27 protein-coding genes are annotated in these 26,686 nt (G+C 61.7%); 16 read left to right on the forward strand and 11 right to left on the reverse strand.

Annotation, left to right across the window (positions count from 1 at the left end; all coding sequences use genetic code 11):
• The first annotated feature begins 268 nt into the window (after nucleotides 1-268).
• The 3 genes from KBX19_RS07220 (at nucleotide 269) to KBX19_RS07230 (ending at nucleotide 3,082) form a co-directional block, all read left to right on the forward strand.
• Nucleotides 269-1,183: a cytochrome b/b6 domain-containing protein gene (locus KBX19_RS07220; protein ID WP_255998087.1), complete on the forward strand. Its 915-nt coding sequence runs from the start codon at nucleotides 269-271 to the stop codon at nucleotides 1,181-1,183.
• A 97-nt stretch (nucleotides 1,184-1,280) separates the two neighbouring features.
• On the forward strand, nucleotides 1,281-1,730 hold the full coding sequence (locus KBX19_RS07225) for a PH domain-containing protein (protein WP_255998160.1): 450 nt from the start codon (nucleotides 1,281-1,283) through the stop codon (nucleotides 1,728-1,730).
• Nucleotides 1,727-3,082, forward strand: a complete 1,356-nt coding sequence (locus KBX19_RS07230) for a PH domain-containing protein (protein WP_255998088.1) — start codon at nucleotides 1,727-1,729, stop codon at nucleotides 3,080-3,082. Before KBX19_RS07225 ends, KBX19_RS07230 begins: the two co-directional genes overlap by 4 nt.
• On the opposite strand, the gene KBX19_RS07235 is transcribed toward KBX19_RS07230, so the two are convergent.
• On the reverse strand, nucleotides 3,040-3,501 hold the full coding sequence (locus KBX19_RS07235) for a tRNA (cytidine(34)-2'-O)-methyltransferase (RefSeq protein WP_255994463.1): 462 nt from the start codon (nucleotides 3,499-3,501) through the stop codon (nucleotides 3,040-3,042). The two genes, KBX19_RS07230 and KBX19_RS07235, sit on opposite strands and share 43 nt — an antisense overlap.
• A 36-nt stretch (nucleotides 3,502-3,537) precedes the next feature.
• Between KBX19_RS07235 and KBX19_RS07240 the strand changes: the two genes are divergently transcribed.
• From KBX19_RS07240 to KBX19_RS07270, 7 genes are all read left to right on the forward strand, one after another.
• Nucleotides 3,538-4,398 (forward strand): bifunctional methylenetetrahydrofolate dehydrogenase/methenyltetrahydrofolate cyclohydrolase, encoded by an 861-nt coding sequence (locus KBX19_RS07240; protein WP_255998089.1) that lies wholly within the window; start codon nucleotides 3,538-3,540, stop codon nucleotides 4,396-4,398.
• A gap of 94 nt (nucleotides 4,399-4,492) precedes the next feature.
• Nucleotides 4,493-4,825, forward strand: a complete 333-nt coding sequence (locus KBX19_RS07245) for a DUF3017 domain-containing protein (RefSeq protein WP_255994465.1) — start codon at nucleotides 4,493-4,495, stop codon at nucleotides 4,823-4,825.
• A gap of 137 nt (nucleotides 4,826-4,962) precedes the next feature.
• Nucleotides 4,963-5,808, forward strand: coding sequence for a hypothetical protein (locus KBX19_RS07250; RefSeq protein WP_255998091.1), 846 nt, complete (start codon nucleotides 4,963-4,965; stop codon nucleotides 5,806-5,808).
• Nucleotides 5,808-6,788 carry an ABC transporter ATP-binding protein gene (locus KBX19_RS07255; RefSeq protein WP_255998093.1) on the forward strand — a complete coding sequence of 327 codons (981 nt, stop codon included), beginning with the start codon at nucleotides 5,808-5,810 and terminating at the stop codon, nucleotides 6,786-6,788. Before KBX19_RS07250 ends, KBX19_RS07255 begins: the two co-directional genes overlap by 1 nt.
• Nucleotides 6,789-6,821: 33 nt before the next feature.
• Nucleotides 6,822-7,883, forward strand: a complete 1,062-nt coding sequence (locus KBX19_RS07260) for an ABC transporter substrate-binding protein (RefSeq protein WP_255994468.1) — start codon at nucleotides 6,822-6,824, stop codon at nucleotides 7,881-7,883.
• A gap of 32 nt (nucleotides 7,884-7,915) precedes the next feature.
• A complete protein-coding gene (locus tag KBX19_RS07265; RefSeq protein ID WP_255998095.1) occupies nucleotides 7,916-9,574 on the forward strand; it encodes an iron ABC transporter permease in 1,659 nt (552 codons plus the stop codon).
• 34 nt (nucleotides 9,575-9,608) lie between these two features.
• Nucleotides 9,609-10,265: a metallophosphoesterase gene (locus KBX19_RS07270; RefSeq protein WP_050748762.1), complete on the forward strand. Its 657-nt coding sequence runs from the start codon at nucleotides 9,609-9,611 to the stop codon at nucleotides 10,263-10,265.
• A 70-nt stretch (nucleotides 10,266-10,335) separates the two neighbouring features.
• On the opposite strand, the gene KBX19_RS07275 is transcribed toward KBX19_RS07270, so the two are convergent.
• Together KBX19_RS07275 and KBX19_RS07280 are read right to left on the reverse strand one after the other, a co-directional pair.
• A complete protein-coding gene (locus tag KBX19_RS07275; protein WP_255998098.1) occupies nucleotides 10,336-11,478 on the reverse strand; it encodes a homoserine O-acetyltransferase in 1,143 nt (380 codons plus the stop codon).
• Nucleotides 11,475-12,794, reverse strand: a complete 1,320-nt coding sequence (locus tag KBX19_RS07280) for an O-acetylhomoserine/O-acetylserine sulfhydrylase (protein ID WP_255998100.1) — start codon at nucleotides 12,792-12,794, stop codon at nucleotides 11,475-11,477. Before KBX19_RS07280 ends, KBX19_RS07275 begins: the two co-directional genes overlap by 4 nt.
• 239 nt (nucleotides 12,795-13,033) lie before the next feature.
• Here KBX19_RS07280 and KBX19_RS07285 point away from each other — a divergent pair, with 239 nt between their 5' ends.
• Nucleotides 13,034-13,648 carry a PH domain-containing protein gene (locus KBX19_RS07285; RefSeq protein ID WP_255998102.1) on the forward strand — a complete coding sequence of 205 codons (615 nt, stop codon included), beginning with the start codon at nucleotides 13,034-13,036 and terminating at the stop codon, nucleotides 13,646-13,648.
• Nucleotides 13,649-13,720: 72 nt separating this feature from the next.
• Here KBX19_RS07285 and KBX19_RS07290 read toward each other — a convergent pair whose 3' ends face one another.
• Entirely contained in the window at nucleotides 13,721-15,940 is a 2,220-nt protein-coding gene (locus KBX19_RS07290; RefSeq protein WP_255998104.1) for an NADP-dependent isocitrate dehydrogenase, read from the reverse strand.
• Between the two features lie 84 nt (nucleotides 15,941-16,024).
• On the opposite strand from KBX19_RS07290, the gene KBX19_RS07295 reads away from it, so the two are divergent.
• A complete protein-coding gene (locus tag KBX19_RS07295; protein WP_255998106.1) occupies nucleotides 16,025-16,930 on the forward strand; it encodes an exodeoxyribonuclease III in 906 nt (301 codons plus the stop codon).
• A gap of 65 nt (nucleotides 16,931-16,995) precedes the next feature.
• On the opposite strand, the gene KBX19_RS07300 is transcribed toward KBX19_RS07295, so the two are convergent.
• A complete protein-coding gene (locus KBX19_RS07300) occupies nucleotides 16,996-17,757 on the reverse strand; it encodes a hypothetical protein (RefSeq protein ID WP_255998108.1) in 762 nt (253 codons plus the stop codon).
• A 268-nt stretch (nucleotides 17,758-18,025) separates the two neighbouring features.
• Complete coding sequence (locus tag KBX19_RS07305; RefSeq protein WP_255998110.1) at nucleotides 18,026-18,652, reverse strand: CAP domain-containing protein; 627 nt, start codon at nucleotides 18,650-18,652, stop codon at nucleotides 18,026-18,028.
• A gap of 243 nt (nucleotides 18,653-18,895) precedes the next feature.
• Here KBX19_RS07305 and bioB point away from each other — a divergent pair, with 243 nt between their 5' ends.
• Both bioB and KBX19_RS07315 read left to right on the forward strand, forming a co-directional pair.
• Nucleotides 18,896-19,972 (forward strand): biotin synthase BioB, encoded by a 1,077-nt coding sequence (gene bioB, locus KBX19_RS07310; protein ID WP_255998112.1) that lies wholly within the window; start codon nucleotides 18,896-18,898, stop codon nucleotides 19,970-19,972.
• Nucleotides 19,973-20,176: a hypothetical protein gene (locus KBX19_RS07315; RefSeq protein WP_255994483.1), complete on the forward strand. Its 204-nt coding sequence runs from the start codon at nucleotides 19,973-19,975 to the stop codon at nucleotides 20,174-20,176.
• Nucleotides 20,177-20,236: 60 nt separating this feature from the next.
• On the opposite strand, the gene KBX19_RS07320 is transcribed toward KBX19_RS07315, so the two are convergent.
• The 4 genes from KBX19_RS07320 to trpS all read right to left on the reverse strand — a co-directional run bounded on the left by KBX19_RS07320 (nucleotide 20,237) and on the right by trpS (nucleotide 23,190).
• Nucleotides 20,237-20,950, reverse strand: coding sequence for a hypothetical protein (locus KBX19_RS07320; RefSeq protein WP_255998114.1), 714 nt, complete (start codon nucleotides 20,948-20,950; stop codon nucleotides 20,237-20,239).
• Nucleotides 20,947-21,705: an AAA family ATPase gene (locus tag KBX19_RS07325; protein WP_255998116.1), complete on the reverse strand. Its 759-nt coding sequence runs from the start codon at nucleotides 21,703-21,705 to the stop codon at nucleotides 20,947-20,949. Before KBX19_RS07325 ends, KBX19_RS07320 begins: the two co-directional genes overlap by 4 nt.
• Complete coding sequence (locus KBX19_RS07330) at nucleotides 21,702-22,055, reverse strand: GntR family transcriptional regulator (RefSeq protein WP_156774774.1); 354 nt, start codon at nucleotides 22,053-22,055, stop codon at nucleotides 21,702-21,704. Before KBX19_RS07330 ends, KBX19_RS07325 begins: the two co-directional genes overlap by 4 nt.
• A 106-nt stretch (nucleotides 22,056-22,161) precedes the next feature.
• Complete coding sequence (gene trpS, locus KBX19_RS07335; protein ID WP_255994486.1) at nucleotides 22,162-23,190, reverse strand: tryptophan--tRNA ligase; 1,029 nt, start codon at nucleotides 23,188-23,190, stop codon at nucleotides 22,162-22,164.
• A gap of 139 nt (nucleotides 23,191-23,329) precedes the next feature.
• Here trpS and KBX19_RS07340 point away from each other — a divergent pair, with 139 nt between their 5' ends.
• Nucleotides 23,330-24,412, forward strand: coding sequence for a YhjD/YihY/BrkB family envelope integrity protein (locus KBX19_RS07340; RefSeq protein ID WP_255998118.1), 1,083 nt, complete (start codon nucleotides 23,330-23,332; stop codon nucleotides 24,410-24,412).
• A gap of 4 nt (nucleotides 24,413-24,416) precedes the next feature.
• On the opposite strand, the gene KBX19_RS07345 is transcribed toward KBX19_RS07340, so the two are convergent.
• Nucleotides 24,417-25,721: a D-alanyl-D-alanine carboxypeptidase family protein gene (locus KBX19_RS07345; RefSeq protein WP_255998120.1), complete on the reverse strand. Its 1,305-nt coding sequence runs from the start codon at nucleotides 25,719-25,721 to the stop codon at nucleotides 24,417-24,419.
• A gap of 147 nt (nucleotides 25,722-25,868) precedes the next feature.
• On the opposite strand from KBX19_RS07345, the gene KBX19_RS07350 reads away from it, so the two are divergent.
• Nucleotides 25,869-26,615 carry a VIT family protein gene (locus tag KBX19_RS07350; protein ID WP_255994489.1) on the forward strand — a complete coding sequence of 249 codons (747 nt, stop codon included), beginning with the start codon at nucleotides 25,869-25,871 and terminating at the stop codon, nucleotides 26,613-26,615.
• Nucleotides 26,616-26,686 lie beyond the last annotated feature (71 nt).

The following is a 26,686-nucleotide window of genomic DNA, read 5'->3' on the forward strand; positions in this document are numbered from 1 at the left end:
CCCAGCGGTGCCAGCTGCACCAGCGGCACCTGTCGCGCCACAGCCTCCTGCTGCGGCGGTACCACCGGCGGCACCTGCTGCACCGAAACCGCCCGCTGCGCCTACAACACCTGCAGCACCTGCCGCTCCGAAACCTCCGGCAGCGGCACCAGCTGCTGCTGCACCGAAACCCCCGGCTGCTGCGCCGGCTCCCGCCGCACCCAAACCGGCTGCAGCCAAACCTGCTCCCACCACACCCGCTGGGGAGAAGAGTGGTGGGGGGACGACGGTGGCGCGGGGCGTCGATAAGCGGAGGCGCTGGGTGTGGATCGCTGCGGTGGTCGCACTGGTGTTGCTTGCACTGGGTGTCGGGGGCGCCAGAGCGTTCCTGGGTACGGAGACGGGCCAGGAGTTCGTGGAGAAGTACCCCGGTTATGCACCGATGCCGGAGAGCGCGCCGGTGGGCATTCCCGCGTGGCTGAACTGGTCGCACTTTTTCAACATGTTCTTGATGGTGCTGATCATCCGGACGGGCATGCAGATCCGCACCGAGCGCCGCCCTGAAGCGTACTGGCGGCCGAAGAAGGGCGGGCGGAAGATCAGTTTGACGCTGTGGTTCCACCAGGTGCTCGATATCTTGTGGGTGGTCAACGGGCTGGTGTTCGGTGTGCTGCTGTTTGTAACGGGGCAGTGGATGCGGATTGTGCCGACCAGCTGGGACGTCTTCCCGAATGCGGTCTCGGCCGGGCTGCAGTATCTGTCCTTGAACTGGCCCACGGAAAACGGCTGGGTCCACTACAACGGCCTGCAGCAGCTGGCGTACTTCATCACAGTGTTCGTGGCGGCACCGCTGGCGATCCTGTCGGGTGTGCGCATGAGTAGCTTCTGGCCGGCCAACTCGGCCCGATGGAACAAGGTCTTCCCTGCGCAGGCGGCGCGGGCATTGCACTTCCCGGTGATGATCTACTTCGTGGTGTTCATCGTGATTCACGTCGGGCTGGTCTTGGCTACTGGCGCGCTGCGCAACCTCAACCACATGTACGCGGCGCAAGGCTCGACGGACCCGTCGGAGTACGCGGGGAACTGGACGGGCTTGATCATCTTCCTGGTGTCGCTGGCGGTGGTCGCGGCGGCGTGGGTGGCGGCTCGTCCGGCGACGCTCGCACCGCTTGCCCGGCGCTTCGGTGAGGTCACCGCACGCTAGGCTGAACCGCATGCAGGGCGCCCACGAAGCAGAATCGCCGGATCGCCGCCGTTCGCACCTGAACCAGCCAGCACAGATGCCTACTGATGTCAGTGGCATGAATCCGGTGAGCCGCAAGCTCATCACCGCGCGCTATATCTCGCAGACGACCTGGGCTGCGGTCCTAGCTGGCAGCTTCGGCCTCGCCCAGCACCAGCTTGGCGGCGTGTGGTGGTGGGGTGCTGCCGCCATCGGCCTCTGGTATGTCTTTCAGCTGATCATGATTCCGTTGCGGGTGCGCAATACCGGCTGGTTAGAGACAGACAATGAGCTGCTGATCACCAAAGGCAAGATCACCCAGAATTTCACAGTGGTGCCGTACGGCCGGATCCAGTACGTCGATGTCAGCACCGGCCCATTCACGCGTCCGCTGGGGCTTAAAGAGTTGGCACTGCACACGGCCTCCGCGACAACGGACGCGACCATTCCGGGGCTACCCGCCGAGGAAGCGGATGCGCTGCGTGAGCGGCTTGCGTTCCAAGCTCGTGAACGGATGAGCGGGCTGTGAATACTGTCCCGCGGTACCGCCGCGTCCACCGTCTGACTCCGCTGCTGCGCGTGTGGGCTGGCGTGGCGGCGATTGTCACGCTGATCGTGTTCAATTTCTTCACGTTCGTGACCGATGCGTTGCGTGAGCGCGACCTGACATGGGCCACCATCGGCCAGGTCGCCGGCGGGGCAGGGGTGGCTCTGTTTCTGGTTTTCCTCGGTTCGCAGGTGTGGTGGTACCGCACGACTTTCCGCCTCGGCACAGATGAGGTGGAGTTGAAACGGGGCGTCATCTCCACCAAGGTGCGCGCGGCGCGGTACGACCGTATCCAAGCTGTCGACGTTGTCGAGCCGCTCGCCCCGCGCCTTATCGGCCTTGCGGCTGTGCGCGTCGAGGCAGCCGGAGGGTCCAACTCTGCCATCGAGATCGGCTACCTGCCCCGCACGGAAGCAGAGAATGTCCGCACGGAACTACTGCGAAAGATCGCGCAGCAGGGCACCGACGAGCAGCTGGACACGCTCACACAGACTGCGGGCGCTTATCTCGTTGAACCGATTCCGGTCGCGCGCTCGCTCGCCGGCGCGGCACTGCGTCTGACCACGGTGTTCACGGTCGCATGGTCGTTCATTCCGATCTTCACGGAGCTCACCCTGGCGGTCATCCTCCCGGTCCTGGCCGGGTTCATCCCGCAGATCTGGCGGCAGATCGACCAGTCATGGCGCTACACCGCGACGCTGGACGGCGACGTTGTGAACTTGAGCTACGGTCTGGCCAACCGCCGCCGCCAAGCAGTGCCGCTGGATCGGATCCACGCGATCGGGTTGTCCCAACCGGTGCTGTGGCGCATCTTCGGGTGGTGGTCGGTCACCGTGAACATCGCCGGGTACGGCCGCGAGTCCAATAAACAGTCCGGCACGTCGCGGCTGCTTCCCGTGGGCTCGTACAAGCAAGCGGTCGCGCTCATCGAAGCGATTAGCCCGCTCACCTGCACGCACATCACAGAACCCGACTGGGATCTCCGCTCGCCGAAGCGCGCCCGCATCCCGTCGCCGATCGACGCGTCCTGCCAAGCCGTCTCCCTCGACCTCGTGGGCGGCATCCCCATGGCGACCACGAGCCACGGCCTGCTGAGCCGCCGCTTCGCATTCATCGAAGTGCCCCACATCCAAGAAATCACGTTCCGCCAGGGCCCGATTCAGCGCCGTCTCAACCTGGCGCACGTGCGCTTCGAGTTAGTCCCCGGCACCGTGAAGATGTGCGCGCGCGACCTCGCTACGCCCGACGCCTGGGCGCTTATCGACGAGCTCCGCACCCGCAAACTTCCCCCTCACACCCCGCCGGGGAACCCCAACTGCCGCCACGCCTCATAGGAGGCCACGGCAGCCGAGTTAGCCAGATTCATCGACCGGCGCCCGGGCAGCATCGGGATGCGCAACTGGTCTGTCACGCGCGGGTGGTGGGAGTGCTCCTCGGGCAACCCCGTCGGCTCCGTACCGAATAGAAGCGCATCTGTGTCCCGGTACTCCACGTCTGTGTAGTGGCGGGTGGCGTGGGTGGTGAAGGCGAAGATGCGTGCGTCGATAAGCGACGCGAAGCAGGACTCGATGTCCTCATGAATCTGCACGTCGGCGAGGTCATGGTAGTCCAGGCCGGAGCGTTTCAGATGCTTGTCATCCAGCAGGAAGCCCAACGGTTTGACCAGGTGGAGCGTGAACCCGGTGCCCGCGCAGAGGCGGATCGTGTTGCCAGTGTTGCCGGGGATGACGGGGTTGTCGAAGATCACGTGCACGCCGCTTAGTCTAAAGCTCGGTCTAAGATGACGGGTGTGACTGCGATCAAACTGGACGGAAAACTCTACCGCGAAGAAATCTTCGCCGACCTTCAAGCTCGTGTAACTCGCTTGAAGGAGAAGCATGGTGTGACGCCGGGCCTGGCCACGGTGCTTGTCGGTGAGGATCCCGCCAGCCAGAACTACGTGCGCATGAAGCACAAGGACTGCGAGGAGCTCGGCATCGCGTCCATCATGAAGGAGCTGCCGGGGGATTGCACCCAGGAAGAGCTCGACGCGGTCATCGAGGAGCTCAACAACGACGACGCGGTCACCGGCTACATCGTGCAGCTGCCGCTGCCGAAGCACCTCGACGAGAACCGTGTGCTGGGCCTGATCGACCCGGATAAGGACGCTGACGGCCTGCACCCGGTCAACCTTGGCCGCCTCGTGCTCAACGAGCCCGCCCCGCTGCCGTGCACCCCCTACGGGTCGCTGGCTCTTCTGGAGCGTTTCGGCGTTGACCTGAACGGTGCCATCGTGTGCGTTATTGGTCGCGGTGTGACCGTTGGCCGCCCGATCTCGCTCATGCTGACTAAGCGCGACGTCAACGCGACCGCCGTGCTCTGCCACACCGGCACCAAGGATCTCGCCGCGGAGACCCGCCGCGCCGATGTCATTATCGCCGCCGCGGGCAAACCCCACATGATCACCGCCGACATGATCAAAGACGGTGCCGCAGTGCTCGACGTGGGCGTGTCGCGTCTCGACGGCAAAACCACCGGAGACGTCCACCCCGACGTGTGGGACAAAGCCGGCTGGGTGTCGCCCAACCCCGGTGGTGTTGGCCCGATGACGCGCACCTTCCTGGTGCGCAACATCGTGGAGAGGGCAGAGCGGATTGCCCACGCCGAGTAGCTCACGCCCAGCAAGACGCCCCCCAAGGTGCCCTAACGTAGACCCGGCGGGGCGGGCCGCAACCGCGCCCGCGTCAGCGGCCGCTCCAGCGCAGGTGTCTACGGCTCCGCCGCCGAGCTTGGATAATCCGCACGACATTGGCACCCCGCTGTCCCGGCTGCCCGTGCGCGTCCAGCAGATAATGATCGTGCTGTTCGTCCTCGGTTTCGTCGCGGCCTCGCTGTTCTCGGTGACAGAGCACTGGCGCCGGGCGGCATTCACTCTCGGCGTATCTATGCTTTGGCTCACCGTGTGCCGCTTGACGTGCGACTCGCAAGTGATGGGGTTGTTGGCGGTGCGGTCGCGACGTTTCGACGCGCTATTCTCGGCGTCGACAGGCGCACTGCTGCTCTGGTTGGCGCTCTCGGTGGATGCGTTGGGGAGTTAATCGTGTTGAAAGTCCGCCGACATCGTGGCTGGTCAGAATGTCTATTCTAATTTGGTGGCTGCGGGCTTCGGCATTGTTCACATCGAATTCACCTCTCATCTTCAGGGATTTAATTAGTCCTCCCTAGCATCAGGCTAGTGATCAAACTTAAGCGGACTAGTTTTCAAAGTTCTTTCGCAGGCGCACTAGTGGCCTCATTTTTTCTTTGCTCAAGCCCGGCAGTTGCTGCCCCGGTGGCTGACCCCGATTATCAAGTCAAACTTCGCCTTTCGGAACAAGCCGTTGATGCAAACGGTGAACCCAGCGCGCACTTCCGCCAAAACTTCGAAGTTCTAAGTGAGGGTGGAACCGAAGAGTCTGTCTATTTCGACACTGCGGACGGCTTTTACTCGGAGAACGGGTGGAGCATTCGTCTCCGCCTCAAGGACGGCAATTCGGAGTACGACCTGACGTACAAGTACCGTCAGCCGCTGACTTACAACTCGTTGTCCAAAGAAGTGGTAGACAACGGTCTGCGCGATGCGAAGAACAAGGGTTTCGATTCAAGTGACACCAATTACGAAGCTCAGGTCAACGCAAGCTACGTTTCCTCCAGCCTTGATTTCAGCAATAAGAAGTCCGCAGCATGCGTATCTGCGCAATGTGAGATTCCTTCCGTAGACCAAGCTGTGCCGATTGTCATTGATGCGGAACCGGGGAAAATGCGGAAGACCACCGGGCGAGAACTCAGTGGTTCGGACCTGAAGATGTCCCAGACCGTCAGCCAAAAATCGTGGCGAGTTGAAATCGGCGGAATTAAGACTGACCTCGAAGTGGCGACGTTCGGCGGAACCACGTGGGTTGAAATCTCTGAAGAGGACACCTCGCGTAAGGATGCATCCCGCAAGCGTGACACCCTTGTGAAAGAACTCGATCGAGCTGGACTACTGGTCAAAGAAGACGCATTCAAGACGCCGGTCGTGCTCTCGCTCGGGTGGCAATAATGAGTGTTCCCCAAGTTTCCCTGCGCGAGGTTAAACGCGAATTTCCTGATGGCACGGGTCTGCACGAGACATCGCTCGACATTGAGAAAGGCGAGTTTGTCTCGATCCTCGGCCCGTCGGGCTGCGGAAAGTCAACGATGCTGCGGTGTATCGCCGGATTGGAGACACCGGACTCCGGGGTGATCGAGTTCGCTGGCCGTGAGGTCTACGGATCGAGTGCGAACGTCCCGGTGAACAAGCGCAACCTGTCGATGGTGTTCCAGGATCTCGCGCTATGGCCGCATATGACGGTGGCCAAGAACGTTGAATTTCCGCTGACGACTGGTAACCAGAAGGTTTCGAAAGCCGAGCGCGAGGAACGCGTCACTCGTGCAATGGACATGGTGGGCATCGGTGCTAAAGCCGAGCAACGTCCGAACGAATTATCCGGTGGCCAACAGCAGCGTGTCGCTATTGCGCGCGCACTTGTTTCAGATCCGCAGCTGTTGCTCATGGATGAGCCGCTGTCCGCCTTAGACGCCGCTCTTCGCACACAGATTCGTTCGGAGCTGACCCGCTTGGCGTACGAGCTGAACCTGACCGTCATTTACGTCACGCACGACCAGTCCGAGGCGTTGGCCATGTCGGACCGTGTCGCCGTGATGAATGCTGGCAACGTCCGCCAATTCGCCGACCCGGTCGAGCTGTACGACCACCCGGCAGATGACTTTGTCGCCGGTTTCGTCGGTGTGACCAACACCCACGAAACGCTTCCGGCGAACCGCCCCGAGGACCTCGAGGTCACTCCCCTCGATGGAAAGCGACCGGACACGCAACCGGCGAACTCCATCATCGGCGAGGTGGTGGAGAGCCAATACACCGGTGGACGCTACGAGGTCCGCTGTGTGGTGCCCGGTGCCGCCGATCCCTGGCTGGCTTACTCGCGGCACCGCCTCGGCCGAGGTGACCAGGTCCTGCTGACGGTCACCTCGCATTCCTAAATTTTCCCGTTTTTCAACAAGGAGTTTGCTTTCATGAAGAAGTTTGCTGCTGCACTCGTCGGCATTGGTACCGCTTTCGGCTTGGTCGCCTGCGGATCTGTTGAATCGAGCGATGATGCTGGATCCACCGGCAACGATGACACCGCCTCCACTGCTGAACAGTGGCAGGCGCCGGACGGGCTGTCTGGTTCCATCGACTACTACTCGGCAAACCCGCAGGGTCTTACCGATGCTCTGGTGGAAGCGTTCCAGGAGCGCACTGACGTGACCGTCAACGTCTTCGCTGGTACGACTGGTGAAGTCACTGCGAAGATCAAGGCAGAAGAGGCTAACCCTCAGGCCGATGTCGTTTACCTCGCTTCCTGGAGCGCAGCGGACAAGCAGTCTGAAGGCGGCGCACTAGAGGAGTACAAGCCGGAGAATATCGACTCCGCGAACGCTGATTGGAACGCATCCGACGACACGTTCCATGGTCGTGACGGCTCTGCTTTGGCTCTGGTTGCCAACACCGGTGTAGTCACTGACATGCCCAAGGACTGGGAGGATCTCGCTGACGAGAAGTACAAGGACCAGGTGATCATGCCGGATCCTCGCGAGTCTGGCACCGCGGCTGACCTGATTGCCGCCATGGTGTCCCAGTGGGGCGAAGACAAAACCTGGGAACTCTTTGACAATCTCTTTGACAACGGCATGATCGTTCAAGGCGCCAACGGCCCGGCTCTTGACCAGGTCACCTCTGGTTCCAAGGGCATTGTCCTCGGCGGCGTGGACTACTCGGCTTACTCCGCTAAGGACAAGGGTGAGCCGATTGAGGTCATCATCCCGTCCTCCGGTACCACGGTGACCCCTCGCCCGGTCATGATCATGAAGTCTTCCGACAACATGGACGCAGCAAAGGCGTTTGTCGACTTCATGTTCTCCGAGGAAGCGCAGCAAATTTCTGCTTCCAAGAACATGATTCCGGCTAACAAGAACGTGGATCCGAAGAACGGCCCGAAGCTCGACGAGATTGATCAAATCTCCGACGATTGGTCTGCAATTTCCTCTGAATCGAAGGATCTCCGTGACAAATTCGCTGAGCGCTACCTCTCCTAGGTCGCCAGAGAGTAAGGACAAGTTCTAAGGCGATGAGAACGAGAGCTAAAACTAACGCCGGTGTGTACCCGGTGCTGCTGATCTTGCTAGTGCTGGTTGCGGCGCCGCTCGTGTCCGTCTTGGTCACCGCAGTGACGGGCTACCGGGACGAGGATTCTGCACTGCATACCCTCTTCCGTCCCGAAATGCTTCGGGTCATCTGGAACACAGTTTGGCTTTCGTTCCTCGTCGTCATGTTCTCCACCCTCTTCGCTGCTCCGCTAGCCTTCCTTCGCGCTTGGACACCCATGCGGAAGGCAGAATGGGTAGAGGTCATGATCATGATCCCGTTCATGACGCCGCCTTTTGCCGCAGCTCTGGCGTGGATGGACTTCACACGCCTGCGCGGCGTTGCGGACATGCTCCTCGGCCCCGCGCTCGGTGACGCGGTCCGTTCCGCGATCAACTCGGTGTGGGGTATGGGCTTCATCATGGCGGCGGAACTCTTCCCGTTCCTGTATCTCATCCTCAGAAATGCCTTCGCCTCTATTCCGGCTTCGCAGCTGGAAATGGCGCAAGTGGCAGGGGCGAGTCGCTGGCAGCAATTCAGCCGCGTGGTCGCTCCCATTGTGCTCGGGCCCTTCTCGCTTGGAGCGCTCATTGTCTTCATTAAGGCTGCCGGTGAGTTCGGTACTCCGGTCACGCTCGGTAACGCGATCGGATACCCGGTTCTCGTTTCCTCTATCTACCAAGATGTGACCATTGATCCGCTGAACTTCTCAAAGGCTGCTGCTTCCTCGAGTGTTCTATTCACGCTGGGCGTGCTTGCATGGGGTACTCAGCAATGGGTTGCACGAACTGACTTAGTGAGCGGTGGCCGGGTCTCCCGGGCTGTGCACCTGAACCCCTCGCGCCCCGCGATGGTTGTGGCTTGGATCTACGCTGCGGTGGTGTTCATCCTGTGTGTGGTGATTCCCTACATCTCTATCATCCTCGCGTCGATGACGATCCTGCGTTCAAAGCCGCCGACACTCAACAACCTGACTTTCGATTACTTCAAGATTGTCCTCCAGATGCCGTCCGGGCAGGAGGCGCTAACGCGTTCCATTGCGCTTGGTGCAATTGGTGCAACGACAGCGGTTGTGCTTGCTCTTGCAGTAACGATCTTCACATTGCGTAACCGCACGCTGTCTTCCCGCTTGAGCGACTTCCTTGCAGTGGCTCCCGATACTGTTCCCGGAATCGTGCTCGCGATCGGTTTCATCTTGCTGTGGAACTCTCCGCGTTTGCCGTTCACGCCTTACGGTTCACAAATCATCCTTGTGATGGCATTCACTGTGCTGTTTGTCCCCATGGCGGTGCAAAACATCAAGACTTCAGCGGTGTCCATGTCGCCGACACTCAGCGAGGCATCCGCCGTTTCGGGTGCTACGCGATGGCAAACGTTCACGCGCATCACGCTCCCCATGCTTGCCCCAGGAATTTTCGCAGGCTGGCTGCTGGCGTTCTTCGTGGGCATCCGCGAGCTGGTCATGTCGTCTCTGATTAGGCCCTCGAACATCAACCTGCTCGCCCCCTGGATCATGAACCAGTTCGAGCAGGGACACAGAGCCGAAGCAATGGCGATGACCCTGATCGGTGTGGGTACATCGACTGCGGTCCTGGTGCTCATCCGATGGTGGCAGGGGCGTGCGAGCCATCAGGCCCGCTAGAGGGACCCTGTAGTTTTCGGTTACGGTTCATTTTGTGAGTTCTGTAGCAGTCCTTGCTGACGTACACCTTGGCCGCAAACAGACCGGAGACAAGAAGACTGGGCCCGGAATTGAATGGGCCCTAGAGACCCTTGATCATGCGGCCGCTGCCGGGGCGAGCCACCTTGTCGTGGTCGGTGACATCATCGACCGCAAGCGCTACACCGAGGCCACGTACTCTGAGGTGGCTGCATTCTTCAGCCGTGGGCTCGAACTGTTCGAAACGGTGGTTTTCACCGCGGGCAACCATGACGTCTACCACGATCTCGGCGCCGTCATTCCGCGGGGAGTCATTGTCTCCGGCACACAGCCACACACCATCGAGGTGGGTGAGTGGGCATTGCATTCCGCTGCTGTTGAGGTAGATAGGGACCCGCGCTCACTCGTGAGCGACTTTCCGCACCCTTTACCTCATGCCGTGAACCTTGGGTTGCTTCACACTTCGGTTACCGGCGAGTACTCCAAACACGATTGCCTTCCATGCACGACAGAGGAACTCCTCGCATGCGGGTATGATGCGTGGATCTTGGGTCATGTCCACTCGCAAATCACACTGAACCCTGAGCCTTTTATCGGCTGGGTAGGTATGGGGCGGGCGTATCTCATTGACGTGAACGACGGAGACGTCCGTGTGCAGAACCTGGTGGTGTAAACACAGGCTGGCACCGCGTTACCTTTTCCGGAGGCTTTTGGTGCGTTCGAACGCATGCAGGGCTAAGCCCCTAGATGTCGTAGTTGCCCTGCTCCTTCGCTAAGTCGCTCGCGGACGGGGTCTGGTCCGCCATGGCAATGAAGTTGCGCAGGATGTGGCCCATTTGGCGGGTTTCCACTAGGAAGGCGTCGTGGCCGACGGGGGAGACGATCTTGTTCATGGCCAGCAGGTTGCCGATGTTGCGCGAGATGTGCTCTTGCTGGTGGAACGGGTAGAGGATGTCGGTGTCCACGCCGACGACCATCGTGGGCACGGTGATTTGTGCGAGTGCCCGGTTCAGTCCGCCGCGTCCGCGGCCGATGTCGTGGCGGGAGAGGGACTCGGTGATGGCGACGTAGGAGCCGGCGTCGAAACGCTCCACGAGTCGCTGGCCCTGGTAGTCGAGGTAGCTCTGCACGGCGAAGCGCTGCTGCCTGTCGCGGAAGGCGCCGAGGGGGTTTTCGCCTGGCTGGGCCATGGTGCCAAAACGCTCGTCAATCTCCAGCTCACCGCGGTAGGTCAGGTGCGCCAGCCTGCGTGCGGCGGATAGACCTGCATCGGGGGAGCGGCCGGTGCCGTAGTAGTCGCCGCCCTGCCAGTCCGGGTCGCGTTCGATGGCGGAGATTTGCGCGGACTGGATGCCGATCTGCCAGGCGCTCGCGCGCGCAGACATGGCGATGACGCAGGCGTAGTTCGCCCAGTCCGGGTACATCAGCGTCCACTCGAGGGTGCGTGCGCCGCCCATGGAGCCGCCGATCACGGCGTGCATCGAGGTGATGCCGAGCGCCTCTAAGAAGTGGGCTTCGGTGCGCACATGATCGCGTATCGACGTCGCCGGGAACCGCGAGCCCCACTTACCGCCGTCCGGGTGGTCGCTCGACGGGCCGGTCGTGCCAGAGCAGCCGCCGAGGACGTTCGTGCAGATGACGCAGAAGCGGTCCGTGTCGATCGGCGCGCCGGGGCCGATCAGCCCGTCCCACCACACGACGGCGTTGGAATCGCCGGTCAGGGCATGTTCCACAAGGATGAGGTTGTTGCGGCCATGGGGATCCCCGTGGAACTCACCCCACCGCTGGTAGGCGACAGTCACGTCGCGGATGACGGCACCAGCCTCCGTCTGGAAGTCACCGATCGGTTGGAAGGTCAGTTCGCCTTCGGGCGGAAGCGGGATCATGCGATGGCCGCGAATCCGTGCTCGAGATCGGCGATGATGTCGCGGACATCTTCAATACCGACGGACAGGCGGATCGTCGCCTGCGTGATGCCCGCGCGCGCCAGGCCCGCTTCGTTGGACTGCGAGTGCGTCGTCGACGCCGGGTGCACGACCAGCGAGCGCACATCGCCGACGTTGGCCAGGTTGGAGTGGAGCTTTAGTGCATCGATGAACGCCCAGGCAGACTCGCGGGACGCGTCCGCGATATCAAAGGACAGCACGGACCCGGTGTACTTCAGCCCGAGCTTCTCCTTCGTGGTGTAGTGCGGGGAGCTAGGCAGGCCAGCGAAGTTCACGGTGGCAACTTGCGGATTCGCATCCAGGAATTGTGCGACTTCCAGAGCGTTCGCGTTGTGCTTTTCGACGCGGAGGCCCAACGTATCCATCCCCTGCAGCGCCAACCACGCGTTGAAGGGGGAGATCGCCGCACCTGTGTCACGCAGGATGCCTGCGCGCGCCTTCACGGCATAGGCCGGCGCACCCAGACCCGCGTAGACGAGACCGTGGTACGCCGGGTCGGGGTTGGTGAAATAAGGGAAAACGTCTGCTCCGTCGCGTTGGACGGTCCAGTCGAAAGATCCGCCGTCGATAATCGCTCCGCCGAGCGCCGAGCCGTTGCCGGTGTAGAACTTCGTCGTGGAGACGACAACGATGTCCGCTCCGAGCTCAAGCGGCTTGACCAGCGCGGCTGTGGCCATCGTGTTATCCACGATGAGCGGGACACGGTTAGCGTGGGCGACGTCCGCGATGGCAGGAATGTCCAAGATGTCCGCGATCGGGTTGCCGAAGGTCTCGCCGTAGAAGGCCTTCGTGTTGGGCTTGACCGCAGCCTCCCAAGAGGCCGGGTCATCCGGATTGTCCACGAACGTGAACTCGATGCCGAGGCGGGGGAGGGTGACCTCAAACAGCGTCTCAGTGCCGCCGTAAAGGCGCGGGGAGGTGACAATGTGGTCCCCGGCGCTGGCCAGGTTCGTGATCGCCGCAGTCTCCGCCGCCATGCCGGAGGCGAACGCCACTGCCGCGACACCGCCCTCCAGGGAGGCCAGACGGTTCTCGAACGCGTCCTGCGTCGGGTTGGTGATGCGGGTGTAAATCGGCCCCGGGTCAGCCAGCGCGAACCTCGCCTGCGCGTGCTCCGTATCGTTGAAGACGTAGGAGGTGGTCATGTAGATCGGCTGGTTGCGTGCACCGAAGTCAGAGTCGACATTCTGGCCGGCGTGGACGGCACGGGTATCAAAACCCCACTCGCCTGCAGCGCTGTTGTCGTATTGAGGCATGTCACCAAAGCTACGAGCGTAAGCGCGGAGTGGCAAACAGAGTTTGGCTTTCGGGCGAGAAATCGAGAGCGGCGAATAAAAAAGTCAAACTAAGCTGTCTGTTAGGGCCTGTTCGCGACTGTTAAGAAGTGAATATATTTCCCGTAAAAATATGCATCAAGGTGCGGTGAACGGAAACTAGCGAGTCGGCCTGTTGTGGGTACCTCTAATTAGCAAGTACTGAAGATTATGCTATTCGCATGACTACCCCTAGAAACCCCTACAACGGTTCTGCCTCTATGTCGGATGGCGGATTCGATATCAAATTCTTTGCCCGTGAAGCAGCGGAACGGGTTGCCCATAGGCACGATCACACTACCGAGCCGGGATTGATCTGGAGTGCGGTTGGCAAGCCAGTTTCACGCGTTGGGGCGGGGCGTTATTCCTTGACAGAGGATTTCCTCGTCGTCGAGCGGGGCGTTCTTTCCACCGACCGCCAGCAGATCCGAACGCATGAGATTTTCGATGTCGATGGGCATCAAACAATGACACAGAAAGCTAGAGCGGTAGGTACCGTCACTCTGCGTGCAAAGCGCCCGAGCGGCGAGCTTGACTCTGTTGAGCTGGTCGACATCCCTGAATTCAGACAAGCGGTTCAAGTGATCAATACCACCGCAGAACAGGCTCGCATTCGTATGCAGGAGCGTGCCAACTCACAGACTTTGAGGCACGAAGGGCCACAGCCAAGCAGTTCTGGCGGGGCTGTTGAACGCAGCTTGAATTCTGAATTGCAGAAGCTTGCGGATCTGAAACTGGCTGGTCTACTGACAGACGAGGAGTTTGCAGCGGCAAAACGCAAACTCCTCGGCCTTTAAGCGGGATGATATCCGGGTCCGGGAAGTCGCAGCTCCTGTGAGGCTGCCCCTTTCGTGGTTTAAACCTACGCTCTAGTCGTCTTCGGTTTTGTCGACGATCTTGTTGAAGGTTTCCGACGGACGCATGACTTTCGTGGTCTTTTCGTTGTCCGGCCAGTAGTAGCCGCCGAGGTCGGCGGGCTCGCCTTGGACGTCGAGTAGCTCTTGTAGGATCTGCTCCTCGTTGCCGGCAAGATCCTTCGCGATGGTTTCGAAGCCGGATGCCAGCTCCGTGTCGTCCTCCTGGGAGGCGAGCTCCTCCGCCCAGTAGCGGGCGATCCAGTAGTGCGAGCCGCGGTCGTCGATCTCGTTCACCTTGCGCGACGGGGAGCGGCCCTCGTCGAGGAAGGTCTCAATCGCGCGGTCGAGGGTGTGGCCCAGAATGCCGGCGCGGGCGTTGTCGTTCTTCTCCTCTTCGTGGAAGAAGGATTCGGTCAAAGCGAGGTACTCACCGAGGGAATCCCAGCGCAGGTGGTTTTCCTCCTGGGCCTGCTGGACGTGCTTGGGGGCGGAGCCGCCGGCACCGGTCTCGAACAGGCCGCCGCCTGCCATGAGCGGGACGACAGAGAGCATCTTCGCCGACGTGCCCAGCTCGAGGATGGGGAACAGGTCCGTGTTGTAGTCGCGCAGGACGTTACCAGTGACGGAGATGGTGTCCTCGCCACGGCGGATGCGGTCGACCGTGGTCTGGGTAGCTTCCTCCGGGGACTGGGAGGAAATGTCCACGCCCTCGAGATCGTGCTCTTCGAGGTGCTTGTTCACCAGCGTGCGGATGTTGTTGTCGTGGTCGCGGGCCGGGTCGAGCCAGAAAATGGTCTTCATGCCGGACTTGCGTGCGCGGTCGACGGCCAGCTTGACCCAGTCCTTGATGGCGGGGCCGCGGGTGTGGCAGGCGCGCCAGATGTCGCCCTCTTCCACCTCGTGCTCCATGAGCACGTCGCCGCTCGAGGAGACGACCTGCATGGTGCCGTCGAAAGGCATCTTGAAGGTCTTGTTGTGGGAGCCGTACTCCTCTGCCTTCTGTGCCATGAGGCCGACATTGGGGGAGGTGCCCATGGTGGTCGGGTCGTAGGCGCCGTTGGCGCGGCAGTCGTCGATGACCGCCTGGTAGATGCCGGCGTAGGAGGAGTCCGGGATGACAGCCAGGGTGTCCTGCGGCTTATCGTCGGCGTTCCACATCTGGCCGGAGTTGCGGATCATGGCGGGCATGGAGGCATCCACGATGACATCAGACGGCACGTGCAGGTTGGTGATGCCCTTGTGGGAGTTGACCTGCGCCAGGTCTGGCCCCTCAGCCATGGCCTTGTCGAAGGCCTCGCGGATCTCCGCGCCGTTCTCGAGGTTCTCTAGCCCGGAGTAGATAGCACCCAGGCCGGACTCGCCGTCTAAACCAGCCTCCATGAGCTGCTCACCGTACTGGTCGTAGACGTCCTTGAAGAAGGCGCGTACTACGTGGCCGAACATGATCGGGTCCGAAACCTTCATCATGGTGGCCTTCAGGTGGATGGAGAACAAAACGCCTTCATCCTTTGCGCGCTGAACCGCGTTCAACAGGAAAGCATCCAGTGCCTTGGCGGACATGAACGTCGCGTCCACAACGTCACCGCTATCGACCTTCATGTCGTCGCGGAAGACCTCTTCGCGCCCGTCTGCACCCACGAGCTTCATGGTCAGGGTGTCGTCGTTATTTAGGATGACGGACTTCTCGTTGTGGCGGAAGTCGTTGTCCTCCATCGTGGCCACGTTGGTCTTGGAATCGGAGGACCACTCACCCATGGAATGGGGGTTCTTGCGTGCGAAGTTCTTCACCGAGCGCGGCGCACGACGGTCAGAGTTGCCCTGGCGGAGAACCGGGTTCACAGCGGAGCCCTTCACAGCGTCATAGCGGGACTTGATGTCCTTCTCCTCGTCGCTGGACGGGTTAGCCGGGTAATCCGGAATCTTGAATCCGGCGTCCTGCAACTCCTTGATGGCGTTCTTCAGCTGGACCAGGGAAGCAGAGATGTTCGGCAGCTTCACAATGTTGGCTTGCGGCGTCTCCGCCAACTCACCGAGCTTTGCTAGGTCGTCGTTGACGCGCTGGTCCTCGTCGAGGTAATCCGGGAACTGCGCAAGGATGCGGCCTGCCAGCGAAATGTCGCACGTTTCCACGTCCACGCCAGCGTTCGACGCGAAGGCTTCGACGATCGGTTTGAGGGAGTAAGTTGCCAGCAGCGGTGCTTCATCCGTCTGCGTCCAAATGATCTTGGCCATGGTTCACCTCAATTAATAGGAGCTATTCGTTTCGCTCCCACACTACCTATTTGGTCAAACCTGCGCCGAGTACCCTGGCTTCCTATGAGTCTCACTATCGCCACCGTGAACGTTAACGGCATCCGCGCCGCCACCAAGGTCCGCAACGAGTCCAACCCGGGCATGCTCGCCTGGTTGACCGACACCACTGCCGACGTGGTGCTCATGCAAGAAGTTCGCGCAACTGAGGAGCAAGCCCAGGCAGCACTCGCGCCCGCCATCGAGGAGGGGTGGCACGTGTACACAGCTCCCGCAGCCGCGAAGGGTCGTGCCGGGGTGGCCATCGCCTCGCGCACGCCGCTTATCGACGTCTCCTACGGCATCCCCGGATTCGAAGACTCCGGCCGGTTCATCGCCGGAACGACACCCGGTGGAGAACGCGTCGCGTCCCTGTACTTGCCGTCCGGGTCCACCGGCACAGAGAAGCAGGACGAGAAATGGCAGTTCCTCGATCAGTTCGAGCCGCTGCTAGCCACCTGGCCCGACGTGTACCCCGACATGGTCATCGGCGGCGACTGGAACATCTGCCACCGACGTGAAGACTTGAAGAACTGGAAGACGAACCAGAAGTCCTCCGGCTTTCTGCCGGGCGAGCGCGCCTTCATGGACTCCGTCTTCGGTTGCTTCCCGGACGACGAGGCCCAGGACACCGCCGCCAAGGATGAGGCCGGTTTCTTCGGTGCTGTCGACTATGTCAGCGATGCGCGCCGTTCCGCCTGCGACGAGCCGCGCTGGTTCGATGTCGCCCGCCGCCTCCACCCGGAAGATGCTCCCTACACGTGGTGGACCTACCGCGGCCAGGCTTTCAACAACGACGCTGGCTGGCGCATCGACTACCACGCCGCCACCGCGAGCATGCTCGAGCGCGCCGAGCGCACCTGGGTGGAAAAGGCGCCGACGGTTGAGCAGCGGTGGTCGGATCACTCACCGCTGCTTGTGGAGTACCGCTAACTAGCGGCGCTGTCCTTTCATCACTGTCCTGTATCTACCGCGAAGTTCTACCAGTCGTCTGGGCTTTACCGTCGCAGGCGCGGGGTGCGGGCGATCATGTATGTCGAAGCGGACAGCATGATTAAACCGGCGATGGATGCGGCGGCGATGGGAACAGACCTTGGTTCGGCCAGCGGAACGATCATGTGCGCGGGATCAACTGGGTCTACCTGCCCGCTGGTGTACGGGAAGGCGAGCACGGTGTAGGTGATGGCGTACGCCACGATCGCGATGACCACGGCCGCCGGGAAGAGTAAACCGCCCCGGCGCTTCATGGTCAGACCGAGCGCGAGGCCCCCGACGCAGCACAGCGCGAAGAAGGTGAACGTGAGCAGGGCCGTCAAGGCGACGGTGAGGATGCTCTGGCCAGCGTTTTCCACCAAATACGGTTCAGGAACGAAGCTGGAATCGGCAAAGGGGCCCGGGGAAGTCGCCCACTCGACCGGTTTGTCGGTGGTGAACAGGAAAAAGTCGTAGCCCTTGTAATAAGGATTGAGCTTTTGGTTGATCACCGAGGAAGCTGCCGTCACAAGTGCGAGCACTCCGGAGCCGGTGATCATCGTGAAAGCGGCGGAGTTCATCCACTTGGTGAAGCTCGCTCCGAGTTGGTCCACGGCCTCCCAGTTCCTCCCTGCAATTGTGAAGAGGGCGAACATGCCCGCACCGCCCAGGAGTGTCCACACGGTGCCGTCCCCGGCGAGGAATCGGCCAAGGGGCACAATCACGCACAACACGGCGAACGGCGCGAGGTATTTAACGGGCTTGTGCGGGCTGAGGAAGAGTTTCATAGTTAGGCCTTTCCTGCTCGTGCCGGGGTGGCGGAGGAATGTTTTGACACGGGACGAGTATTTCTTTGGTTTATAGGTTCACCACTCATGTGGGTAACCATATAACTGGTTGGCTCAGTAGCGCAAGCGGCAGGAGGATGCGAAAGGTTTGCTGCGCGCAGAAAAAGGCCCAGCCTGCGCCGATAGTCGGCGAGGCTGGGCCTTGAGGGGACTAGTGGAGGGGCACTGGAGGGGTGCCAGGCATTAATGGCATCCAGGGATAGCCAAATTAGTAGCGCGCGAAGTTCTGGGTCGCGTAGCGCTTTCCATCGGGGTGATCGGCGACACCGACACCAATGCGGTTGATCTCCGGGTCGAGCATGTTCTTGCGGTGGCCCGGGGACTTGGCCCACTGTTCCACGAGGTCATCAGCGTCAGCATCGGTCATGTTCTGCAGCACGTTCTCTGACGCGTTCTTCCATCCCTCCGGGTAGCTCTCGGCAAAGTCGGGGCGGTGCGAGATGCCGCCCCCGGTGCGGGCGAGCTGCTCAGACCAGTCTTGGGCGAGGTCGTTGAGCTCGGGCATCGGTTCGAGCTCTGGGAGTTCGTTTTGGACGCGGAAGCGGTTGGCCGCATCGATCAGCGCCTCCTGTAGATCGCTCAGCTCCTCATCGGAAACCTGTGCGGCATCGTCTGCAGGGGCTTCTGCGGAGTCGTTCGCGGCCGGCACGGGGGCACCGCCCTCGACGAGCGGCTCCTCGGCTTCCTCGCTCAGCTTCGCAGGGGCAGCTTGTACTTGCTCTGCGGTGCCGGTGTCGGGCTTGTGGTCCTTAGCCAGTTCACCAAATGGGAGCCCGAAGATGGGCAGGATGGAGGCAATCAGGCTAATGAACGATTGCAAGATGAGGTTCGTCATCGGGTCACTTTCTCAGTAGGCGCTGCTCCGGTAGGAGCGGTGTCTAGGCGGTAAATCGCGCTACCGCCAGACTGACCGTACCGTCTCCAAATTGTTATGAAAACGTGTCTTATTGAATTCGTAAACATTTCTCAGCCAGGATGGTTGACTGTTGCCGGTTCCGGCTCGCCAGGGTGCTTCTTGAACAGTGTTCAAGCACTGCTCTAAGCTGGCATTGAATACGGACCGATTGGAGACAGATACATGCACGACATTCTCGCAGTGGCACGGGAGAAAGCTCTCGAGAACGGGGAGGGACTGGGCGAGCAAGAGGTGCTTGCTGTCCTGAACGCTGAAGATGATCACCTGGCTGAGCTGCTGGACATCGCCCACCAGACACGCATCAAGCATTGCGGTGTGGATGTCTCGCTCGAGGGCATCATTTCGCTGAAGACCGGTGGTTGCCCAGAAGACTGTCATTTCTGTTCCCAGTCGGGCTTGTTTGAGTCCCCGGTGCGTGCGGTCACTCTCGACATCGCGGAGTTGGTGGAGGCCGCGAAACAGTCAGAGAAAATGGGTGCGTCCGAGTTCTGCATTGTCGCGGCGGTGAAAGGGCCGACGCAGAAACTCTTGGACCAGGTCGCCGAAGCGATCGTGGCTATCACGGACGAGGTGGACATTTCCATATCAGCGTCCTTGGGCATCCTCACCCGTGACCAGGCCCGCCAGCTGCGGGAAATGGGCGTGAGCCGCTACAACCACAACCTTGAAACGGCCCGCTCCTTCTTCACCAACGTGGTGACCACCCACTCCTGGCAAGAGCGCAAGGACACGCTTGAGCATGTGCGCGCAGAAGGGATGGAGACCTGCTGCGGCGGCATTATCGGGATGGGGGAGACGCTTGAGCAGCGCGCGGAGTTCGCAGTTCAGCTCGCCTCCGTCGAGCCGGAGGAAGTCCCGTTGAACTTCCTCGACCCGCGCCCCGGCACGCCATTTTCGGACCGCCCGCTCGTTCCGCAGGGTGAGGCATTGCGTATGGTCGCGGCGATGCGGCTTGCGATGCCGCGCACACAGTTGCGGTTTGCAGGCGGCACTGAGCTTGCGCTTGGCGACGACGGAACCGAAGCCGGTCTCCTCGGCGGCGCCAACGCCATCATCGGAGGGAACTACCTGACCACCTTCGGCCGCCCGATGGAGCGCGACCGCGATGCCGTCGACCAGGCCATGGAGGCCGGTGCGAAACCTGGAATGAAACCGGGTATGAACATAGGCATCACACCGGTCGGGCAGAAGCGCAACTCCGGCAACGGTGCACTCTACGACACCCTCACGGCGTTGTAGATGAAAATTCCCGACAACGACGAGCTTGCTAGCGCAGTGCTCTCTGGCGAGGTCGCGCTGCCGGCTGACCCTGCCCGGCCGTACGACGCGCCGCGGATCTGCCCCTTATGCCAACGGCGCATGGTGGTGAAGATCAGCCCGATGGGGTGGGCGGCAGCCTGTTCGCGCCACGGGGAGCTGCGCTCGGAGTGGTTAGAGCGTTGAACGCCGAAAAAGCCCGCCACTGCATGGGAGCGATTCCCTCGTGGCGGGCTTTTCGGTGGGTTAGCGGATGAAGCGCGGCGCGCGAGCAATCGAGAAGGCCGAAGCTGCTGCCGCAATGAGTGTTGCGACCGTGATAGTGAGCAATCCTGTGTAGGTGGGAGGAAGCGACACGAATTGTCCCCCGATCTCCCTCGTGCTGTAGGCCATGATGGCCACGTTGCAGAACACTGCGGCGGCAACGGCGGCTATCGCGGCGACGATTGGAAGCCAGCGGTACTCGGTTTTCGCTGCGAGACCCGCCCCAACGCCGATCAGGCATGTGAAGAAAAGGAATGTGAAGGTGACAGCGAACGTGGCCATGATCGTCCCGGCGTTCTGAGCGGCGGCGTCGAGCAGATATGCCTCCCCGTTCGTGTCTCTCCATTCGACGGGGTCGTTGCTCACCACGAGGAATGCGTCATAGGCCTTGTAGTAGGGGTTTTGTTCTTGATTGACGACAGATGAGGCGGTGGTGACCACGGCGAGCACTCCGGACACTGCCGCTGCGGTGACCGCGGCAGATTTCAGCCACGTGCGGAAGCTTGTGCCCAATTGGTTGATTGCGGTCCACTGCATTGCCCCGATGGTGAACAGAGCCACTAAGCCGAGTCCGCCGAAGACGGTCCACACAGTCCCGTCGCCCGCGTAGAAGCGTCCGAGGGGTACTGCAGCGACGAGCGCGGCCAAAGCGAGCAGATAGGTGTAGCTAGAGAAGGGGCTCAAAAATAGTTTCATGGCTGGGCCTTTCGGGTCGTTGCTTCGGAGGTTGCGGCGGGAGCGGGAGTCGTCGCCAGGATGTCGAGGAGCTGTGCATCGTCGGGATACTCGACGCTTAGCCCTGGCATGGAGTCCAGGTCTAAGGGTGCTTCCGCGAGCGTGACCCGCGCGGTGGGGCCGAGGGTCGACCGTGTCAGTTCACCGTAGCGTTCAGCGAGCGCGTTCACGTCCTTGATGGGGCCGGTGACGGTGGGGAAGGAGGTGCGGAGATCGTCGATAAGCATTGGCTCGCTGATCTCATGCTCGAACGCTTGGATGACGTGCGTGGCCAGGCCAGCGAAGTCTTCAGTGCGGTGAGAGGCCATGATGATCGTGCGGTCGGTGTTCTCTGCGAGGTAGGCGATGAGGTTCTCCCGGGCGGTGCGGCGCGAGGTGACGTCGAGGCCGTCGAAAGGTTCGTCAAGAAGCAGAAGTGGCGCGTCGACGGCGAACGCGAGATTGATCGTGAGCAGGCGGCGTTGGCCGACGGAAAGGTCGCTGAAGCGGGAGGACTCCTGTACCTTGTCCGGGAGCGATACCGAACTCAGCTTCCTGATCGTGGTGGCGGCGCGAAGATGATCCGCCACGGTGCGGCCAGCGAAGTGGATGTCTGAACCGGCGGGAACGAACGCCGCATCCGGGCCAATGAGGCTGTGGAGGAAGTGGGTCTTGCCCGCGGCGTTGGGGCCCACGAGGGCGTAGAAGCCGGGGGAGAGGGGAAGTGTCGGTGTCATGATCGGCGCTCCTTAGCAATCAAATCAGTCAGCTCATCAGCGGAAATGCCTAGTTGGTCCGCTTCCCGCAGGAGCGGGCGGATGAAGGTAGCGGCAAAGGCGTCGCGCCGGGTGCGCAAGACCTGGTCACGCGCAGAATCCTTGACGAACATGCCAAGACCCCTGCGTTTTTCCACCAAGCCGTCGTTGAACAGCTCGGTTAGGGCTTTTGCGGAGGTGGTCGGGTTGACGGAATAGAACTGCGATAGCTCGTTGGTGGATGGGACTCTTTCGCCCGGCGGATAGGTTCGGGACGCTATGTGATCACGGAGTTCGTCCGCGATCTCTTGGTATAAGGGTTTGCCACTCATGTGGGTAACCATATAACCCAGGGGCCTAAAGGTCAAGAAAAAATCCCCACCTGCCGCATGGGCGTGAGGTGGGGAGTGCGGAACGAGCAGGTCAGCCTGTTGGCGACTACCTCTTCGGGGCGAGGAAACCGATGTGGCGGTAAACGCTGTCAAGCAGCGGCGCTGCGACCTCGCGTGCGCGCTGTGCGCCCTGAGCCAAGATCTCCTCGAGCTGAGCGCGGTCGGCCATGAGCTCGTCGTAACGCGCGCGCAGCGGGGTGGTGAACGCTTCGAGCACGTCGGCGGTGTCGACCTTGAGAGCGCCGTAACCCTGGCCGTCGTACTTGGCCACGAGCGTGTCGATGCTCTCACCCGTTAGGGCAGACTGAATGGCCAGCAGGTTGGACACGCCCGGCTTCGTCTCCCGGTCGAAGGCGATAACGCCGTCGTCATCGGTGACCGCGGACCTGATGCGCTTGGCGGAGGTCTTCGGCTCATCCAGCAGGTTGATGATGCCCTTCGGGTTCGAGCCCGACTTGCTCATCTTCGCCGTCGGTTCCTGCAGGTCGTAGATCTTCGCCGAGCCTTCCGGAATGAAACCCTCCGGGACAACGAAAGTCTCTCCGAAGCGGGAGTTGAAGCGCTCCGCTAGCGTGCGGGTGAGCTCGAGGTGCTGGCGCTGGTCCTCGCCGACGGGCACGAGGTGCGGGGAGTAGAGCAAAATGTCTGCCGCCATGAGCATCGGGTAGGTGAACAAGCCGACGGACGTGCGGTCCTGGCCCTGCTTTGCCGACTTGTCCTTGAACTGCGTCATGCGGCTTGCCTCACCGAAACCGGTCAAGCACTGCAGCACCCACGTCAGCTCCGCGTGCTCCGGCACATGCGACTGCACAAACAGCGTGGACTTCTCCGGGTCAATGCCCAGCGCAATGAGCTGCGCACAGCCAGCGATGGTGCGGGTGCGCAGCTCCTCAGGGTTCTGGTCCACCGTAATGGCGTGCAGGTCCGGAATGAAATAGAACGCGTCGTAGGAGTCCTGCAGGTCGATCCACTGCTTGAGCGCACCAAGGTAGTTGCCCAAGTGGTAGGAGTCCGCAGTGGGTTGAATGCCGGACAGGACGCGCTGCTTTTCATCGTGAGTGCTGGAGCCAGTCATGTGGCCTAATCCTACTCAGCGCATGAAAACCGGGTGATCTCGCGTGCGCCGGAATACCCTATGGGAGACATTTGCACGCTACTGTGGGAGACCGATGTCATCACACCCTGTCGTGTACCCCTGAAAGGAACAATGACGCATGGCCACCTCCACTTCGCCCCGCACGGGCTTCACGGATGAGCAAGGGATCGAGCGCGCCCACCCGACCCAGCAGGACGAAGGGTTGATGGGGGATGTCAAAGATAAAGCCCCCGTCGTCGCCCACGCGATGCGGATGAACGAGCGGTTCGCGGCCAATGGCGGCAACCAATTCGCTGCGGGCATCACCTACTTCTCTGTTCTGTCCCTTTTCCCGCTCGCCATGCTGCTCTTCGCCGGTCTTGGTTTCTTCCTGGCAGCGCGCCCCGACCTGATGGCGCAGATCACCGAGCAGATCACCAACTCAGTCGAGGGTGAGACTGGCGAGATGATCAACAGTGTCGTTGAGTCAGCCATCGATCAGCGCGGAGCTGTCGCCGGCATTGGTTTGCTGACCACCCTGTGGTCCGGCCTGGGCTGGATGAACCACCTGCGTTCGGGCATCAGCGCGATGTGGAACCTCGATGCCAACGAGGGCGGCAACTTCGTGATGAAGAAGTTCTGGGACCTGATCGCCCTGATCGGGCTGCTCGTGCTGTTCATTGTTGCGTTTGCGGTCACCGCCATCGGTGCGTCCAGCTTCACGTCCACGCTCATGGAGCGCCTGGGCATCGGCGACTTCCCGGGTGCACGCTTCCTGGTCTGGCTGGTCGGTTTGGCCGTCGGTGTCCTGGCGAACTTCCTGGTGTTCTGGTGGATGATCGTGTTCATGCCGCGCACCAAGGTGCCGATGCGCGCGGGCCTGAAGGGCGCGCTAATCGGCGCGATCATTTTCGAGCTGCTCAAGCAGTTCTCCACCGTGATCATCGGTTCCGCCACCGGCAACCCGGCCGGCGCCATTTTCGGCCCGATCATCTCGCTCATGGTCGTGCTCTACCTGGTCTGGCGCATCGTCTTGTACGTCTCCGCCTGGACGGCCACGTACCAGGAATCCCTGGCGCTTGAGGAGCCGAACGTTCCGGAACCCGCCGTGATCAACATCCGCGCCGGCGTCAGCGACGAGGACAACACAGGCCGCAACATCGGCATCGGCGCCGCGATCGGTGCGATTGGTGTGGCAGCGGTTTCACTGCTCACGCGCTAGCTGCTTATCGACGGCGCGACCGCACCGACAACCACGTCGCCACGGCCGCCAGAGCGAGCACTCCAATGAACACAGCGATGCCCTGCCAGGGAACCCCGGCAGCGGCGAAGCGCCCAGTACGTGAGTCGGTGCCGGGTTCGTCGGTGATGGGGGAGCCGGTTTCTGTGGGGTCGGCGGAGACGTCGTCAAGCGAAGCGACAGCCTCGGACGAGGTGAACCTGTAGCTTTCGTGCAGCAACCGCTGTGCCTGCTCCCACGCGCGCGCCTCGTCCGCGGTGGTGTCCAGGACGACCGCCATGAGCCTGCGCCCGTCGCGGTCTAGCGCGCCGACGAAGGTGTGGTGTGCGTCATCGGTGTAGCCGGTCTTGCCGCCGATGCCGTCCGGGTCGTTCAAGTAGAGATGGTTGTCGTTGTAGACGTCGAACGGTTCGAAGACAGTGCCGTCCTCCGCGATGTAGCCGGGGAAGGGGTACATCTCCGTCTTGATGATGTTCGCGAACGTGCCATTCTCGTACGCGACCCGGTACGCCAGACCCATGTCCCACGCGGAAGTGGACATGCCGGGCGCGTCGAGGCCCGAGTAGCTCGCAGCGTAGGTGTCCCGCAGATTGAGCTCGCGGGCCTTCGCGTTGATCTTCTCCAAGGTGGCTTGATCGCCGCCGAGCTCTTGGGCGAGGGCGTGGGAGGCATCGTTGCCGGACACCATGAGCAGGCCGTGCAGCAGGTCATTGATGGTGTACTCGCCACCCGCGCCGATGCCGACTGCAGAGCCCTCCTGACCGGCGGATTCTTCACTGACCGTGACCTTCTTGTCCAGGGGAAGCTCGTCAATAGCAACGAGCGCAAGCAGCACCTTGATGATGGAGGCCGGCCGGTAGCGGCCATGCGGGTCCTTCATCGCAATGACATCGCCCGTATCGACGTCCGCCACCATCCACGCCGCGGACACCACCGCTTCATCGACCGTGAAGCCGTCCGGCGTGATGTACCCGCACGGGCCGTCGTAGGTCACCGGCAGCGGCGTCGGCGACGCACTGCCCGGCGCCACGCGTTCCGACGTGCTCACAGGCTCCGGCGGCACCGTCGCCTGGGGGCAGTTATCCGTGTCCGGGGCCTTCTCGCGCGAGGGAGGGGTGTACTCGGTTTCCGTGACCGTTTCGGTGACGGTGGCGTCGTCCGCGGCCTGCCCGTCGTAGCCGAACAGCCCGTCCTGGGCGGCTGCGAACGGGACTGTCAGGGGTGCTGCCGCAATGGACGCTGCGGTAAGAGCAGCTGCTGTGCGGGGTGCGGCATGTGAGTGCGTCTTCATCGTCAGCCAAGTGTAGGCCGTGAGCTGATGGTCCTGGCGGTCGCCCGCACCGAAGCCGAGCCTTACCTCAAAAATACTGCCTGACCTGCAGTTAGTTAGTGCTTACTTGCTTGCGCCCCAAGTTGGCAGCGGGGTAGACCTTGAAGCATGAAGACAACCGAAAGCACGAACGCCGATCACTCTGCGGACGAATTCCCGGAAGTCGAGGTGGAAACCCACGGCATGGGCGAGAAACTGAACCGTCTGCGCGCAGCCGTCCTGGGCGCGAACGACGGCATTGTCTCCGTCGCAGCCGTGGTCGTCGGCGTTGCCGGAGCGACGTCGAGCATCCGTGAGATCTCCACTGCCGGTATTGCGGCGCTCGTCGGTGGCGCGATCTCCATGGCGCTAGGGGAGTACGTCTCCGTCTCCTCCCAGCGCGATGCCGAAAAGGCCGCGATTGAGACCGAACGGAAACTGCAAGAAGCTGACCCGGATGCAGAACTCACCCATCTGGTGCAGGCCTACAAGAACTCCGGCCTGTCCGAGGAAACAGCTATCGCAGTGGCACGGGAGCGTACCGCCCTCAACCCGCTAGCCGCCCACTTGGAGATCCACTACGGCATCGACGAGGAAGACATTGTCAGCCCCTGGTCGGCCGCGATCGCGTCGTTCTTGGCGTTCTTCGTCGGCGCGGTTGTGCCGCTCATCGCCATCGTGCTCGCCCCGGCATCAGTGCGCGTTGCGGTCTGTGTGGCCGTGACCTTGGTGGCTCTGGCGGTTACCGGTGCGATCTCCGCGAAGCTCGGTGGCGCGAAGGCCAACCGGGCAGTAGTCAGGCTCGTCGTCGGCGGCGGGCTGGCGCTGGCCGCGACCTTCCTGGTGGGCATGCTCTTCGGCACCACGGTTGGCTAAGCGCAGACCCGTTGGGTTCGGGGCGCAGACCTGGTAAGCGGATTTAGATTGCATCGTTGTCTCGGCAACGA

The sequence above is a fragment of the Corynebacterium sp. CCUG 71335 genome (genome assembly GCF_024454075.1).
GTDB lineage: Bacteria > Actinomycetota > Actinomycetes > Mycobacteriales > Mycobacteriaceae > Corynebacterium > Corynebacterium genitalium.

Excerpts from the sequence above, each read along its gene's own strand:
- KBX19_RS07340 (WP_255998118.1), top strand. The coding sequence starts at position 23,330 with ATGGCCACCTCCACTTCGCCCCGCACGGGCTTCACGGATGAGCAAGGG.
- KBX19_RS07280 (WP_255998100.1), bottom strand. The coding sequence starts at position 12,794 with ATGCCTCAATACGACAACAGCGCTGCAGGCGAGTGGGGTTTTGATACC.
- KBX19_RS07285 (WP_255998102.1), top strand. The coding sequence starts at position 13,034 with ATGACTACCCCTAGAAACCCCTACAACGGTTCTGCCTCTATGTCGGAT.
- KBX19_RS07300 (WP_255998108.1), bottom strand. The coding sequence starts at position 17,757 with ATGAAACTCTTCCTCAGCCCGCACAAGCCCGTTAAATACCTCGCGCCG.
- KBX19_RS07255 (WP_255998093.1), top strand. The coding sequence starts at position 5,808 with ATGAGTGTTCCCCAAGTTTCCCTGCGCGAGGTTAAACGCGAATTTCCT.
- KBX19_RS07345 (WP_255998120.1), bottom strand. The coding sequence starts at position 25,721 with ATGAAGACGCACTCACATGCCGCACCCCGCACAGCAGCTGCTCTTACC.
- KBX19_RS07275 (WP_255998098.1), bottom strand. The coding sequence starts at position 11,478 with ATGATCCCGCTTCCGCCCGAAGGCGAACTGACCTTCCAACCGATCGGT.
- KBX19_RS07265 (WP_255998095.1), top strand. The coding sequence starts at position 7,916 with ATGAGAACGAGAGCTAAAACTAACGCCGGTGTGTACCCGGTGCTGCTG.
- KBX19_RS07290 (WP_255998104.1), bottom strand. The coding sequence starts at position 15,940 with ATGGCCAAGATCATTTGGACGCAGACGGATGAAGCACCGCTGCTGGCA.
- KBX19_RS07320 (WP_255998114.1), bottom strand. The coding sequence starts at position 20,950 with ATGAAACTATTTTTGAGCCCCTTCTCTAGCTACACCTATCTGCTCGCT.
- KBX19_RS07295 (WP_255998106.1), top strand. The coding sequence starts at position 16,025 with ATGAGTCTCACTATCGCCACCGTGAACGTTAACGGCATCCGCGCCGCC.
- KBX19_RS07350 (WP_255994489.1), top strand. The coding sequence starts at position 25,869 with ATGAAGACAACCGAAAGCACGAACGCCGATCACTCTGCGGACGAATTC.
- KBX19_RS07330 (WP_156774774.1), bottom strand. The coding sequence starts at position 22,055 with ATGAGTGGCAAACCCTTATACCAAGAGATCGCGGACGAACTCCGTGAT.
- KBX19_RS07315 (WP_255994483.1), top strand. The coding sequence starts at position 19,973 with ATGAAAATTCCCGACAACGACGAGCTTGCTAGCGCAGTGCTCTCTGGC.
- trpS (WP_255994486.1), bottom strand. The coding sequence starts at position 23,190 with ATGACTGGCTCCAGCACTCACGATGAAAAGCAGCGCGTCCTGTCCGGC.
- bioB (WP_255998112.1), top strand. The coding sequence starts at position 18,896 with ATGCACGACATTCTCGCAGTGGCACGGGAGAAAGCTCTCGAGAACGGG.
- KBX19_RS07260 (WP_255994468.1), top strand. The coding sequence starts at position 6,822 with ATGAAGAAGTTTGCTGCTGCACTCGTCGGCATTGGTACCGCTTTCGGC.
- KBX19_RS07225 (WP_255998160.1), top strand. The coding sequence starts at position 1,281 with ATGAATCCGGTGAGCCGCAAGCTCATCACCGCGCGCTATATCTCGCAG.
- KBX19_RS07325 (WP_255998116.1), bottom strand. The coding sequence starts at position 21,705 with ATGACACCGACACTTCCCCTCTCCCCCGGCTTCTACGCCCTCGTGGGC.
- KBX19_RS07305 (WP_255998110.1), bottom strand. The coding sequence starts at position 18,652 with ATGACGAACCTCATCTTGCAATCGTTCATTAGCCTGATTGCCTCCATC.